We start from the raw sequence: 14,275 nt of genomic DNA, 5'->3' as shown, positions 1-14,275 counted from the left end.
GCGAGGGCAGCGCAGGCTTTTGCTGTCTTCGAGAGCTGACCGGTCGCTGTCGGACAGGGTCGATGTTGCGTCGTTTCCGCGACATGGTAGAATCCCGCTAAGATTCAGAGAGTTGGCTCTATTTCCGTCACCCCCGGCGGGCAAGGACCGGCAATGAAGACTGCGAGTGCGCCGATGGCAAGCTACGGTGTCGAACCAGGGATACGCTTCGCGTTGCTCCTTGATGGGCGCGGCGGCTGCAGACAGATCGACATGGATGATGTCTGCGCCTGGAAGCCGGGCGATGGCGTGATCTGGCTGCACCTAGAGCGCGATCATCCGGCGGCCGCCGAATGGGTGAACGCCAAGGGCGGTTTCGACAGTTTCGTGGCCGAAGCGCTGCTGGAGGAAGAGACGCGGCCGCGCGTCGAACCCGTCGATGATGGATTGCTGATCATCCTGCGCGGCGTTTGCGCCACCGCCCCCGATGAGGCGGAGGAGCCACATTCCGGGCTCGATCTCGTGCCGCTGCATCTGTGGGTCGATGGCAACCGCGTCGTTTCGCTGCGCGACAGTGGCCACTACATCACCGCGCTTCGCGATATCAGGGCGGCGCTGGAGAAGGGCAAGGGGCCGCAGCGCAGCGGCGATCTCCTGGCGCTGATCGGCGAGAAGCTGGTGCGCGACCTCGAACCGGTGCTCGATGGAATGGACGAGGAGGTCGATGAGCTCGACGAGATGATATTTCACGGGGAGGCGAGCGAGGTGCGCGAGCGTCTGAAGCTCCTACGACGCCGCTCCGTGCAGCTGCGCCGCTATCTGGCGCCGCAGCGCGACGCGCTGAACCGTATCGAGCACGACGACGCGCCATGGCTGCTCGAACGCGACAAGCTGAGATTGCGCGAAGTGATCGACAAGCTGATGCGCTTCATCGAATATCTCGACGCGATCCGCGACCGGACGGGCATTCTGCACGATGACCTGTCGACCGTGATCAGCGAGCGCATCGCCCGCAATTCGAACCGGCTTGCGGCGCTTGCGGCGCTGCTTTTGCCGCCGAGCGTGGTGGCCGGGCTGTTCGGGATGAATGTCGGCGGGATACCGGGGGTCAATGATACCTGGGCGTTCATCGTCATCGTCGGCTTCGTGACGATCACGTCGATCGCGACGCTGTGGGCGCTCCGGCGGATCGGCTGGCTCTAGCTTGGGCGAGTGGTAGCCGGATATCAAACAAGCGTGATTCTGGCCTGGCTTCATTGACAATGCAATTTCGGAGGAAATATCACTTCCTCTACCGCTGCAGCGTGTGGCTTCCTACATCCGTGTCCCCGCCACCTGTTGCCTTCAACCAAGGCTGAAGATCAGCATGATCGATACGCGTTTTTCCACGGCGATGCAGATCGTCGTCAGCGTCGCCGTCAACGACGAAGCCGGCGTGCGCTCGACGAGCCAGTCGCTGGCGGCGGGTTTGGACACGAATGCGAGCTTCGTGCGCAAGCTGCTGCCGCCTTTGACGGAGAGCGGCATTCTGGTTTCGGCAGCGGGGAGCAAGGGCGGGATCAGGCTGGCGCGGCCGAGCAAGGAGATCCTGCTCAGCGAGATTTACGCGGCCGTGACGGGAAACAAAAAGCTGTGGGCGACGCGCCACGAAATCCCGCATGCGGGGCTGGTGGGGGAGAATATCGGCGATCTATCCGAATATCTCTGCGACCGGGCGGAGCAGGCGGTTGTCGATATGCTGGGAGCGGTGACCGTCGAGGATAGCGTCGCGGAGCTGCGTCGCCTCGATGTCGAGCGGCACAAGCTTGATGCTGCCGGTACACGTGCGGCCGATCGGCGTGACGCCGCGGAATAGTCCATTCAGCCAATAGCAAAAGGTGGCTCAGCAGGGAAACCGAACCACCTTCCGTAAACTGATCGGAGGTCAATCTGATCAGAAACACCTGATTCGGGCGCCATTCCTCGCTCACGCCGGATCAGAGGATCCAGCGTGATTGAAGAGTGGCGCCCGAAGATTATTAGAATGCGCGCTGCAGGCGGAAGAAGCCCTTGGTGATGCTGTCTGCGTTGTCGGCGTCCGTGTAGTCTACGGTTGCCTTGACGTAGAGGTTGTCAACGATCTGGTAGTCGACCGTCAGGCCGGCCTTCCAAGCGTCGTTGTTGTCACGGAACTGGCCGGCAGTGATGCCGTAGTTGCCGTAATACTGGAACGCAGGGGTGATCTTCAGCTTGTCGGTTGCCTTGATGGCGTATTCGACAGCCACTGCCCACTCAGACTTGTTGTAGTAGGAGTTCGGGCCAGACGAGTAAACGCCAGCGAGGCCGAGCGTGCCAGGACCGATTGCAACGGTACCCATGGCGCGAACTGCACCTTCTTCGTTGTCGGTGTCGTAACCGCCGGTGATCTGGTACGTGAAGGCGCCAGCCTTACCACCGATAGCAGCGGCAACGCCGAAGTTGTTGGCGGTTTCGCCCGGCTTGTAGTAGCCGTCTTCCAGTTCGTCGATTGCGATACCAGCGTAGAAGTCGCTGGTTTCGTACTGGTAACGAATGGAGTTGCGCAGGGTAACGGAGGAGCCGATGTCGTCGGTTTCGCCGGAGAGACCATCGTCCCACCAACCATAGAACAGACCAGCGCGCAGGCCAGCGATGTCGATGTAAGCGGAGTCGAGCGTCGTGGTCGTCGAAGAGTTGTCGCCGTTGTTACGGAGAACGATAACGCCGGTCAGCGGGCCGTACTCGGTGTCGCTCTTAGCGGTGAACTGAACCTGGGCGCGCGTACGAGCGTTCCAGTCCGAGGTGCCCTTCTGGTTCGGGCCGCCGTAGACTTCAAAGCGGAGGTAACCGCCGACCTTGAGGCAGGTTTCCGTGCCTGGGATGTAGAAGTAGCCGGTGCCGTAAGCGTCGCAAACGCGAACGTATTCTACAGCTTCCGGTTCAGCAGCGACGATAGCGTCTGCAGCCTGGGCGCCCGAGACGGCGGCGAGAGCCGCTGCCGAGCTGATGAGCATCATACGAATAGTCATAGTTGAGTCCAATCTATTTAGGATTGGGCACAGGTCATTGCTGCCGAAAACGGCTTCTACCTACCCCAATTTCAAAACAAGCCCTCACGGGGACGTGATGTCTCCGTGACCGGCAAATTACATTTCGGCTTAAATGTATCAATTACAGATACAGTCATAATTCGTTATATTTGCGATGCAAAAAGACGGTGTTGCAGAAAGGCAACTTTCGCGACGATGAACGCGGTTCATCAGCAGCTCGATCCTGATAATCAAGCTATCTCAATACTATATGGAGAAATGCTTATGCACGCTTGTCGTGCTGCAATGCAATATTATTGCCGAATTACGGTTGTCCTTCGGTCATGATGCAGCACTCACGCCAGCGAATCGCTCGCCAATCAGGTGACGGGTCAATTGGTCTTTAAGGTCGAATTGAAGACGGCCGTCCAGCGTCGTCAGGCGCTCCAGCAGCTTGCGAACGCCTTCGCTGAACAGCAGGCTCGACTGGTGCGCATCGACACTCGTTAAAGTAGTTGTTCCGAGAATGCTGACGCCGCTATGGGCGACGATTTCGTCCACCTTGGACATCGCGCAATTGCCACCGGCGGCTGCCTCAAGATCGATGATAACGGTGCCCGCCGTCAGGAGCGATAGCGATGCGTCGTCGATCAAAACAGGGGCGCGCCCGGTCGAGCCGCCGACACTGGAGACGATCAGCTGCATTTCCCGGAGTTGGCCAGCAAGCTGCTTGCGGCTGGCGGCGATGAGAATGTCTGCAGTCGCAGCGCTTGCGCGCTCGAGTGCCGAATCGATCGCCACGAATTTCGCGCCCAATGTCTCGGCCCGTTTTCGATCGTTGTCGGTGACGCTGAAGAGATAGGTCTGGGCGCCGAGACGCCTGGCGGTGGCGATCGCCTGAAGGGCGGCCGCGCCCGTGCCCAGCGCCGCCATCTTGACCGGGCGTGCAATGGCGCCATCCATGACAAGCATCGGATGCCCGACGCCGAGTTGACGGGCGCCTTCGAGAACCGCTGCGTGGCCGCAGATGGTCGCCTGTCGTGTCGCCACATCCATGCTGCCGGCATCCGCGACGCCTTCAAGGCTGGCGAGGTCGAGCATGAGGCCGCGGCCTGCCGGCTCGTCTGCGTCGAGCGGGGAGCCGAGGAAGATCAGGGTTGGGGATCCGGCGAAGCTGCGCGCGTCCAGCGGCTTGCGGATGCTGACGAAAAGATTGCACTCGCGCGCAATGGTCTCACGGCTCGCCGGTCGCGCACCGGCGGCGACATAGGCCTCATCCTCATAGCCAGCGGCGGCGCCGCAGCCGTGTTCGAAGCGGATCGAAAGGCGCGCTGAGAGGTGGCCGATATCCTCGGGCGTCAACGCCACGCGCCGCTCACCGGGCACAGTTTCCCGGAGCAGTCCAGCGTGGACGGGAGCGAGGTTTGGCATTCAGAACTCTGTTGGTGAAAAACCGAAGGGCGCGCGCGGTCGCTATAGGGCGCTGACCTCATCGTTTTATGACAGTTTTGTAATTTTTCACCGATGATCGCGATATATTCGCGATGCGCGCAACTTCAGGTAAAATTCCGGTTGAGACATGTTCCAGAAGTTTGCAAGAATGAGCCCTTAAGGGAGCAGCATTGCAAAGAGATGCGGTTTTGCGCTGCCGCATTTGGATGTAATGATCCTTGCGAAGCGCTTGGCTGCTGGAGGCATTCGTGAATTTCTATTCGGTCTATGATCAGGGATTTGTCCGCGTGGCGGCTTGTACGCCGATCTGCGAGGTCGGCGATCCTGATTTCAATTCGAAGGCGACGCTTGATATGGCGCGGCAGGGCCATCAGCAGGGCGTCGGCCTGATGGTGTTTCCAGAGCTCGGGATCTCAGGCTATTCCATCGATGACCTTCTTGGACAGGATGCGCTCTTGAAGGCGGTGGACACTGCGATCGCCGAGATCGTCACTGCCAGCGCGGCACTGACCCCGGTTCTTTTGGTGGGGGCGCCGTTGCAGCATGAGGGCCGACTTTATAATTGCGCCGTCGCCATTCACGCCGGCCGTATCCTCGGCGTCGTGCCGAAAACGCATCTGCCCAATTATCGCGAATTCTACGAGAAGCGCTGGTTTGCCTCCGGGCGGACCGTTCGCGGTGAGACGATCCAGGTTGCCGGCGAGAGCGTGCCGTTTGGTATCGACATGATCTTCGCGGCCGAGGATCGGGCGGAGTTCACCTTCCATATCGAGATCTGCGAGGATCTCTGGGCGCCGGCCGCGCCGAGCGATTTCGGCGCGCTCGGCGGTGCGCTCATCCTCACCAACCTGTCGGCGAGCAACATCACCGTCGGCAAGGCGGAAACCCGCAAGCTGCTCTGCGCCTCGCAATCGTCGCGCAGCTTGTCGGCCTATATCTATTCGGCCGCCGGGCCGGGGGAATCGACGACGGATCTGGCGTGGGATGGACAGGCCTGCATCTACGAGCTTGGCTCGATGCTATCGGAGACCGAGCGTTTCCCGATGACGTCGCAAATGTGCGTCGCCGATATCGATGTCGAGCGGTTGCGGCTGGAGCGCTTGCGCACCGGGACCTTCAACGATGCCGCGACGCTCAATCTGACGCCGGATCGAGTGTTCCGGCGCATCGGCTTCCAGTTCCAGGCGCCACAGGACGATATCGGGCTCGAGCGTGATGTCGCGCGCTTCCCGTTCGTACCTGCTGACGAGAGCCGGCTGGACCAGGATTGCTACGAGACCTTCAATATCCAGGTGCAGGGCTTGATGAAGCGTCTGCGCTCGACGGGGATCAAGCGGCTTTGCCTGGGGATTTCGGGCGGGCTTGATTCGACGCATGCGCTGCTGGTGGCGGCGCGGGCATACGACAAGCTCGGCTGGCCGCGCTCCGACATTTTGTGCTTCACCATGCCGGGCTTTGCCACCGGCGACGAGACCAAGTCGAATGCCTGGGCGCTGATGCGCAGCATCGGGGTGACGGCGGAAGAGATCGACATCAAGCCGCTGGCGCTGCAGCTGCTGCGCGATCTCAAGCATCCGTTCTCCGGCGGGCAGCCGGTCTACGACGTTACCTTCGAAAATGTGCAGGCGGGCCTGCGCACCGACTTCCTGTTCCGCGCCGCCAACCAGCGCAATGCGCTGGTGCTTGGCACGGGGGACCTGTCGGAAATCGGTCTCGGATGGTCGACCTATGGGGTCGGCGACCAGATGAGCCATTATAATGTCAACGCCTCCGTGCCGAAGACGTTGATCCAGCACCTCATCCGCTGGGTGATCCGCACCGGCGATTTCGACGCCGATGCCAAGGCGACGCTGGAGCGCATTCTGGGCACGTTGATCTCGCCGGAGCTCGTTCCCGCCGACGAGAACGGCGTGATGCAGAGCACGGAAGACAAGATCGGCCCCTACGATCTGCACGATTTCGCGCTGTTCTACACCACCCGTTTCGGGCTGCGGCCATCGAAGGTGGCTTTCCTCGCTTATTCCGCCTGGAAGGATGTCGACGCCGGTGTCTGGCCGCCGCATTTCCCCGAGGACAAGCGCCGCGCCTTCGATCTTCCTGTCATCAAGAAGTGGATGGAAACGTTTCTCTTCCGCTTCTTCACGATCAGCCAGTTCAAGCGCTCGGCCTCGCCGAACGGGCCGAAGGTCACGTCGGGCGGCTCGCTTTCGCCGCGCGGAGACTGGCGTGCGCCGTCCGATGGCAATGCGCGGATCTGGATCAAGGAGCTGAAGGCCAACGTTCCCGATGTCGCGAACTGACGGAGTTGGCGGCGGCATCCTTGCCGAAGCCTGCCGGTGGCACACATAAGAGAGCATAGCTTACGGAGGTAGATGCTCGTGGAGTGTGATGGTCCTGACGAACCGTTGCGTTACGAGATCCGGCGCGAGCCCTCGGGGCGGTGGACGGTCGTGGATTCTATGACCGCGCTGCCGGCGGCAAGCGACGGGCGCGACCTGGTCGGGCTTTCCAGGGAGGACGCGCGCGATATCGCCGAGGAGCTCAACCGGAGCATCGCGCAGGGTCGTGATCCGTTGATCTGACCACCGGCGCGGAACCCGCTGGAGATGCGACATGGCGGATCATGACGATCGCCTGAATGATCAACGTCTGGCTAATCAAGGTTCGGCGGATCAGGCCGCTGACAAGCCCGGCCGTCTGGATGACAGGGAAGAGCGCATGCTCAGCGAAGGCCGCAGGCTTTCGGCATGGGCGCTGATCGGTGCGGCCGCCTTCGTGATCGCGATGATTGCGCTTGCCTTTGCCGTTTTCAAGAGCGATGGCCCCAATCCAGGCGCCGCGACGTCGCCTCCAGCCGTAGATAGGCCGTCTTCCGAGGGGCCGTAGGGCAACACTTCGCCATATATACTCTATAAACGATGTCATTTGTTGTCTCTTCGCGGATTCAGCGCTATTGCCTGCCGGATAGGAGATCACGTGAGGAGCGTAAGGTAGTCGGAATGCTGACGAAAAAAGGAAAATACGGCCTGAAGGCTTTGGTCGATCTCGCAAGGCTCGCACCGGGCGAAACCGCGTTCATCAACGATGTGGCGGCACGCAACAATATTCCGAAGAAATTCCTCGACACCATCCTCCTCGAACTGCGCAATGTCGGCATCCTTCGCTCGAAGAAGGGGCCGGGCGGTGGCTACTCGCTGTCGCGGCCGGCGTCCGAAATCCGCATCGGCCATGTGATCCGCACGCTCGATGGCCCGCTGGCACCCATTCGCTGCGCAAGCCGCACCGCGTTCGAAGCCTGCGACGACTGTTCCGATCCGGAGACCTGTCAGGTGCGCCGGTCGATGACCGATGTGCGCGACGCGATTGCCGATATCCTCGACAACATGACGCTCGAGCAGTTCGTCGCATCCGGCAACAACAACAAGTGGACCGAGAGCGACGAGACGGTGCCGATGTCGGTCGCCTGACCGACCGCGTTTCGTACCGCATCCCAATTCCCGTTGATTTCGGTCATGTGACCTGTCCCATGACCGTGCTCTCGATTCATAGGATACTCACTATATGGTGAGGGGATGGTCTTCGCGGGGTGGCTGCGCGAAGATAGCGCGTGTTTTTTAAGAAATAAGAGTGTTACTGACATTCCATTGCCCGCGTGGGCGCTGTCTTGGGTCGTGTTTGCCGCTGCCTGATGAAAGGCGCTGCCATCGCGACCCATGACATAATGCAGCATGAGGTACCATATGCCGTCGAACCCTCGCACACGGCTCCAGCTCGATCCCGGCGATATGCCGATCTACGCGATTGGGGACATTCACGGCAGGCTCGATCTTTTGCGACAGGCCGAGCAGGCGATCTTCGAGGATGCCTCGCGCCTGCCGGGGCGCAAGCTCATCATCACGCTCGGCGATTACATCGACCGCGGGCCGGCCTCGGCGCAGGTGATCTCGCACCTGATGCAGCCGGTACCGGAGGATTTCGATCGCATCAGCCTGACGGGCAATCATGAAATAATGATGCTCGACTATCTCGACGGCAAGATGTCCTACGACAGCTGGATGATGACCGGTGCGGATGCGCTGCTGCATTCCTATGGCATCGATACCAAGCAGATGCCGGTGCTGTTTCGCACGGCGTCGAAGCGGGATGCCTTCATCCGCGATTCTTTGCCGAAGGCGCATATCGAGTTCCTGCGCGCGCTGCCGATCATGATCGACACGCCGGCGGTGCTTTTCGTGCATGCCGGCATCGATCCGGCGCGGTCGATCGACAATCAGCAGGATGACGATCTGGTCTTCATCCGCCACCGCTTCTTCGAGAGCGATCTGCCGCTGCCGAAGCTCGTCGTGCACGGGCACACGCCGGTCGATCAGCCCGACGTGCAGGAGATGCGGCTCAACCTCGACACCGGCGCCTACCGCAGCGACAGGTTGACTGTCGCGCGGTTGTGGCAGGGCGAGGTGCGCCTGTTCTCTACCTAATCAGGCATCCGCTTCCGCGGTTTCCCGCATCTTCGGCGTCTCTTCGGTGTAGTAGCTCGTGTATTTGTGACGGTAACGCTCGGTGCCGCCGAAGTTGGTGAACTTGCCGAGTTCGGCCATGTCGGTCTTGTTGAGGATCACACCAAGGATCTTCGACTTGATCTGCGGCTCGGCGTTCAAGACGTCACGCACCAGATTGGTGGGCGTCGCACCCCATTCGGTGACGAAGAGGAAGCCGTCGACCTGCGGCGCAAAGGCCTTGGCGTCGATGACGGGGCCGAGCGGCGCAAGGTCGACGACGATGTAGTCGAACATCTTGCGGGCGGCTTCCATCAGATTGAACATGCCCTGCGATGCCAGCAGTTCGCTGGTGTGCATCAGGTTGTCATTGGAGATGACGGGCAGGATCGCGAGCTTGGTGGTCGGATCGACCTTCACGGCGCCGGCCCACGGGATTTCACCGAGAACGGCTTCGACAAGGCCATGCTGCGGCGGGGTCTTCAGCATGCGGGTCAGGCCCGGATTGCGAAGGTCGGCGTCGATGAGAAGCGTGCGCTTGCCGCTTGAGGCGAGCAGTGCCGCGAAGTTGGCGGCCGTCGTCGACTTGCCTTCGCCTGGCATTGCCGAGACGACGCCAATGACGCGGTCGGAGCGACCCTGGAACATGACGTCGCTGGCGAGCTTGGCGTTGCGGAGCGTTTCGGCGAAGACCGAGCGCGGCGCTTCCAAGACGACACGCATGATGCGCTCGAAGGTCGCGCCATCGTCACCGACAGGATCGCCGGGCTCTGAGGCAAGCTGGCTCGGGTTGCGGAAGATCTTGCGCTCACGCGGCGGCTTGCCGACCAGCGGCAGGTAGCCGAGGAACTTCAGGCCGAGAATGGTGCGGACATCGCCCTCGACGCGGAAGAAGCGTTCGCGGAATTCCTGGAACACGACCAGGCCGCCGCCGGCCATCAAGCCGAGCACGATGGCGAGACCAAGCGTCATCGTACGCTTCGGGCTGGACGGCGAGACCGGGACGCCGGCTTCCGAGATCACGCGGGCCTTGGCGATCGGGAAGGACTGCTGCTGCGAGGCCTCTTCATACTTGCCGAGGTAGGATTCGTAGAGCGTCTTCAAGGCGGCTGCGCGCTGTTCCAGATCGTTCAGCTGAACGATGGACTTGTCGGCTTCCGAGTTCTTGCCGGTCAGATGATCGATATTCTGGCGGAGCGATGCTTCACGTGTGCGTGCAACCTCGAATTCGTTGCGGGCGTTGGAGGCGAGCTGCTGCAGTTCCTGGAAGATCTGGCGGGTCAGATCGTCCTTTTCCGAGCGGAGTGCGACCGCCTGCGGATGATCGGCGCCGAAGTTCGTCGTGACTTCCTGCTCACGCTTGCTGACATTGATGTAGCGCGTGCGCAGATCCTGGATGACGGAATTGTTGGCCTGGCCAGACGAGATGGCGGCATTGTTGACCGCGCCCTCGGGGCCGAGGTCGATGATCTGCTTGAACTGGTTGTAGCGTGCCGAGGTGCTGGCGGCGTCCGACTGGGCGACGATCAGCTGCTTGGTGAGGTCGGCCAGCTGCTGCTCGGACATGAGCTCGCCATTGGCCGAGGTCAGGCCATTCTTCGCCTTGAAATTGGCGGCCTCGAGCGCTGCCTGCTGCGAACGTTCGCGCAGGTCGGTCAGGCGCTGTTGCAGCCAGACGGAGGCGCTTTCGGTGGCGTCGAAGTTGGCGTTCAGCTGGTCGCTGAGATAAGCGGTCGCATAGGCCTTGGTGATACGGGCGGCAAGGAGCTTATCCGTGGAGCGGAACGAAACGGCGAGAACCGCGCTTCGGTTGACGCGCGACACGGTCAGCGCCTGCTGAATGAGGGCTGCTGCCTTCTGGCGGCGTCCGGCGCGGGCGTCATCCTCGGAAACCGGAGGACTGCCGGGAAGCACGGCGCTGGCGAGCAGCTTGATGCCCGACTTGACGAGGCCAACAGGGGAGGCGGGCGGATCGAGGATGGTGGCGTTGTCCTGCAGGTTCTCGGCATCGACGACGCGCAGAGCGAGCTGGTTGGACTTCAGGATTTCGACCGCGCTGGCGATCTGCATGTCCACCTGCTGGGAGTTCGCCACCGGCGTGGCGTCCTGCGCGTACTTGGTCATGCTGTCATCGAGGAGGACCTGCGTCATCGACGTGTATTGCGACGTGGAGAACAGCAGGTAGATCACCGCCAGCGTCACTGTCGCTGCAACGCAGAGCGCGATCGAGCCGACGCGGCGCATCAGGATCGCGATCAGGCGATCGATGTCGATGAAGGAATCGGAGTCGTCGGGCGCTTTTGGCAGAGAGCTGTGCAAGGTGAGGTTCCGTTGGTTCATGGCTCTATCCTTTGCGGGAACGGGTCGTGCCATCGATGGCTGTGAGGTCGGCCTGCGGGCCAATCAGTTTGCGGAGCGACGCGATAACGCGGTTGGCCCGTGCTGCGATGGGCATGCTGAGATGCCCGACAGCGGATGGGGTGCCCCAGGCTGTTCTGATCGTTCCGAGGATCGACCGGTCTTTGATATTCTGGACGAGAACGAGGAAGGCTCTTCCCCGAAGCAGGCTTTTTGCCCTGAAATCCTGGGCGGCGGCTGCTTCCGCATCCAGCGTGTGATTGCGAAGGAAGGTCTTATCTCCTTCGATCATGGCGTCGATGTGGTGAAGCGAAAGAACGCGGGAGATCGATCCTTCGCGGATATTGTAGTCGTAGCCGGCAAGCGGCTCGAAGACGCAGCGTCCGCCGAGCGCCATGGCGCTGGCGAGATAGAGATAGTCTTCACCGATCTTCAGGCTTTCATCGAAGCGAAGGGCATGGCTTTCGATGAAGGCGCGCTGAAAGATCGGCTTCAGGTAGCCGAAATTATGGGTGGTTTGGAAAAGGGCGTTGGAGCGAATGAAGGCGGAAAGGGTGAGCGTCGGCATTTGCGCCAGCGCGTCCTCGGCAAACATGGTTTCGGCCGGCGTGCCGTCGGTCCTGATGACACGCAGGTTGTCGACGGCGATTTCGGCGCCGGCATCTTCGGCGCGTGATATCATCCGGCGCAGCCGGTCGGGGTCAACCGTGTCGTCTGAATCGAGCACCGCCAGCCAGCGGCCGGTGGCGGCCGAGATCGCGGCGTTGCGTGCGGCCGACGGGCCGCCGTTGCGGGCGAGCGCGATCAGCCGGACGTTGCGGTCGGCATAGCTTTCGGCGATCGCCCTGGTTTCATCGGCCGAACAGTCGTCGGCGACGATCACCTCGACCGTGACGCCGCGCTGGGCAAGCGCGCTGTCGATCGCCTTTCCGAGCGTCGCCGCCGCATTATACGCGGCGATGATAAAGCTGACGTCGGGCATGTCTTGCTTCATGCGGCCTCCGCCGTTCCGTACTGGCGGATTTCGCGCACGCCGAGCAGGCCGCTGACGACGCCGGAATGCATGACGCCGCGAAGAGCGTAGCGGTAGCGCGGCACGGCCGAGAAGACGCAGGCGAGGGCGGCGGCGTAGCAGAAGCCGGCCTTTGCGGCTGCGAGCACGATCTGCTTCGTCCGGTTGAGGCCACCGGAACCCGTCTCCTGCAGCAACCGCCCATGGGTCTGGCCGAAGCGGAAGCGACGCTTGGCGAGCCAGGAGAGATCGGCGCGGTTTTCGGTCACGGGTTCGTAGACATAGGCCTTCTCGGCAAAGGCGATCTTGCCGCCGGCCTCATGCATGTGGCTGAAGAATTCCGTGTCCTCACCGCCGGTATGGCCGAGCGCCAGATTGAAGCGGCGGCCGGCAAGGCTTGGCGAGGAGAGGCGCAGCAACACGTTGCAGGTATAGCCGGTTCGGATTTCGCCGTTGACCCAGACGGGGAGCGTCGAATGGAAGTCGCCGACCCGCATCCAGCGCGGCGCGGTGTCCGCGTAGACGCTGCGGACAGGTCCGAGAACGGCGTCGGCTTTGGTTGATCGGGCGGTCGAGAGGAGCTCGACCAGCCAATCCTCGCTCGCATCCTCGTCGTCGTCGATGAAAGCCAGGAAGTCGCCGGTGGCGTTGTCGAGGCAGGCGTTGCGGGCGATCGAGATGTTCGATGCCGGGCAATGCACATAGGCGATCTCGTGGGCGATGCGCGGACGAAGCGCCTCGACGCGCTCCCTGGCGCTCGGGGTCTTGTCGTTATCGGCGACGATGATGCGCAGGCGTGAGCCGGGAGGCACTTCGAGGACGGCCAGCGACAGCAGCGCTTCGTCGAGCGACGCGCGGCGATAGGTGCAGATGCCGATGTCGATCTGCAATTGTCTCGTCTGCTGTTTCTTTGTCTGCTCTGGGGGCTGGTTCACGACGCCACCTTTCTGCCGCGGAAGCTCAGGAGTTCCATCCAGAAGCCGGCCGACCAGGCGAAATGCATCACCATGGCCGATACGGCGGCCAGCGGGCCGTAGGGGTTGCGCTGGCCGATCGCCATCCAGAAACCGTAGCCGACGCAGGCGACCGCCCAGAGGCTGAACGGTATGACGGCGGCCCAGTTCACCACGGCCAGGAATGCGCCGATGAAGACCGGAACGACCAGAAGCGGCAGCATCTGGCGAACATTCGGCATGCTGCCGTGCTTCAGGATGTTCTTGGCGCGGCCGCGGCCATAGCCGAGATACTGCCGGAACAGCGTGGCGACGCTGGAGCGCGGGTAATAGACCATGCGGGTCTTGTCGGTCATCCAGATGCCGAAGCCTGCCTTCTTCAAGCGGTAGTCGAGTTCGGCGTCTTCATTGTGGCTGAAGGTCTCGTCGTAACCGCCGACGGCCTCGAAGGCGGCGATGCGCATCAGGGCGTGGTGGCCATGATTGGTCCAATGGCCCTTGGCGCCCTCGCGGTGTTTCGAGCCGCCATTGCCGAGCTTGGAGTTCTGGGCGAAGGCGGTGGCCTTCTGGAACATGCCGAAGCCGACGGTTTCCATCGATACGACCACGGAATCGGCCTGGGTCGCGACGGCTTCCTCGACGAGGCGGCGGCAGTAATCGTCGGGATAATCGCCATGGGCGTCAATGCGGATGAGATAGTCGTAGTCGCGGCCGAAGGTGGCGACGGCCAGATTGGTGGCGGCGCTCTGCAGGCGGCGCGGATTGTCGAGGAGGACGATGCGCGGATCGGACATGCTGATGCGGGCGACGATCTCGCGCGTCGCATCCTTGCTGCCGCCGTCGGCGACGACGATCTTGGCGTTCATGTGATCGATCTCGCGGCTCAGCTTGGCGAGCAGCGGCTCGATGTGTTTCTCTTCGTTCAAGCAGGGGATGATTATGAGACTGGAGACGCTGGAACTGGCATCAGGCTGCATGGTTGTCCACCCTTCTGGAGAT

Annotated in this window: 13 protein-coding genes; 7 read left to right on the top strand and 6 right to left on the bottom strand. The window is 61.8% G+C overall.

Annotated features, from left to right (window positions below):
* The first annotated feature begins 153 nt into the window (after positions 1 to 153).
* Together ACVTFQ_RS13295 and ACVTFQ_RS13290 are read left to right on the top strand one after the other, a co-directional pair.
* Complete coding sequence (locus ACVTFQ_RS13295) at positions 154 to 1,182, top strand: CorA family divalent cation transporter (RefSeq protein ID WP_026282729.1); 1,029 nt, start codon at positions 154 to 156, stop codon at positions 1,180 to 1,182.
* A gap of 163 nt (positions 1,183 to 1,345) precedes the next feature.
* The gene (locus tag ACVTFQ_RS13290; protein ID WP_047513982.1) at positions 1,346 to 1,834 is read left to right on the top strand and encodes an RrF2 family transcriptional regulator; all 489 of its coding nucleotides are present in this window, start codon (positions 1,346 to 1,348) and stop codon (positions 1,832 to 1,834) included.
* 163 nt (positions 1,835 to 1,997) lie between these two features.
* On the opposite strand, the gene ACVTFQ_RS13285 is transcribed toward ACVTFQ_RS13290, so the two are convergent.
* Positions 1,998 to 3,005 (bottom strand): porin, encoded by a 1,008-nt coding sequence (locus ACVTFQ_RS13285; RefSeq protein ID WP_111564079.1) that lies wholly within the window; start codon positions 3,003 to 3,005, stop codon positions 1,998 to 2,000.
* 342 nt (positions 3,006 to 3,347) lie between these two features.
* On the bottom strand, positions 3,348 to 4,436 hold the full coding sequence (locus tag ACVTFQ_RS13280) for a Rossmann-fold NAD(P)-binding domain-containing protein (RefSeq protein ID WP_111564080.1): 1,089 nt from the start codon (positions 4,434 to 4,436) through the stop codon (positions 3,348 to 3,350).
* A 269-nt stretch (positions 4,437 to 4,705) separates the two neighbouring features.
* Between ACVTFQ_RS13280 and ACVTFQ_RS13275 the strand changes: the two genes are divergently transcribed.
* The 5 genes from ACVTFQ_RS13275 (at position 4,706) to ACVTFQ_RS13255 (ending at position 8,935) form a co-directional block, all read left to right on the top strand.
* The gene (locus tag ACVTFQ_RS13275) at positions 4,706 to 6,757 is read left to right on the top strand and encodes an NAD(+) synthase (protein WP_112437145.1); all 2,052 of its coding nucleotides are present in this window, start codon (positions 4,706 to 4,708) and stop codon (positions 6,755 to 6,757) included.
* A 150-nt stretch (positions 6,758 to 6,907) separates the two neighbouring features.
* Positions 6,908 to 7,039 (top strand): hypothetical protein, encoded by a 132-nt coding sequence (locus ACVTFQ_RS13270; RefSeq protein WP_280638479.1) that lies wholly within the window; start codon positions 6,908 to 6,910, stop codon positions 7,037 to 7,039.
* A 31-nt stretch (positions 7,040 to 7,070) separates the two neighbouring features.
* Positions 7,071 to 7,343 (top strand): hypothetical protein, encoded by a 273-nt coding sequence (locus tag ACVTFQ_RS13265; RefSeq protein ID WP_111564082.1) that lies wholly within the window; start codon positions 7,071 to 7,073, stop codon positions 7,341 to 7,343.
* Between the two features lie 113 nt (positions 7,344 to 7,456).
* Complete coding sequence (locus ACVTFQ_RS13260) at positions 7,457 to 7,924, top strand: RrF2 family transcriptional regulator (RefSeq protein ID WP_111564083.1); 468 nt, start codon at positions 7,457 to 7,459, stop codon at positions 7,922 to 7,924.
* Between the two features lie 273 nt (positions 7,925 to 8,197).
* Positions 8,198 to 8,935 carry a metallophosphoesterase gene (locus tag ACVTFQ_RS13255; protein WP_111564084.1) on the top strand — a complete coding sequence of 246 codons (738 nt, stop codon included), beginning with the start codon at positions 8,198 to 8,200 and terminating at the stop codon, positions 8,933 to 8,935.
* Here ACVTFQ_RS13255 and ACVTFQ_RS13250 read toward each other — a convergent pair whose 3' ends face one another.
* From ACVTFQ_RS13250 to ACVTFQ_RS13235, 4 genes are read right to left on the bottom strand one after another with little or no spacing between them, the layout of a single operon-like run.
* Positions 8,936 to 11,293: a polysaccharide biosynthesis tyrosine autokinase gene (locus tag ACVTFQ_RS13250; RefSeq protein ID WP_111564085.1), complete on the bottom strand. Its 2,358-nt coding sequence runs from the start codon at positions 11,291 to 11,293 to the stop codon at positions 8,936 to 8,938.
* A 4-nt stretch (positions 11,294 to 11,297) separates the two neighbouring features.
* The gene (locus ACVTFQ_RS13245; RefSeq protein WP_111564086.1) at positions 11,298 to 12,305 is read right to left on the bottom strand and encodes a glycosyltransferase family 2 protein; all 1,008 of its coding nucleotides are present in this window, start codon (positions 12,303 to 12,305) and stop codon (positions 11,298 to 11,300) included.
* Positions 12,302 to 13,258, bottom strand: coding sequence for a glycosyltransferase family 2 protein (locus ACVTFQ_RS13240; protein WP_409527877.1), 957 nt, complete (start codon positions 13,256 to 13,258; stop codon positions 12,302 to 12,304). Before ACVTFQ_RS13240 ends, ACVTFQ_RS13245 begins: the two co-directional genes overlap by 4 nt.
* Positions 13,255 to 14,253, bottom strand: a complete 999-nt coding sequence (locus ACVTFQ_RS13235) for a glycosyltransferase family 2 protein (RefSeq protein ID WP_026282735.1) — start codon at positions 14,251 to 14,253, stop codon at positions 13,255 to 13,257. The genes ACVTFQ_RS13240 and ACVTFQ_RS13235 overlap by 4 nt, the downstream gene beginning before the upstream one ends.
* Positions 14,254 to 14,275: the final 22 nt, after the last annotated feature.

Source organism: Rhizobium sp. O111, from assembly GCF_055616315.1.
This window is presented reverse-complemented; position numbering and strand designations above follow the sequence as displayed.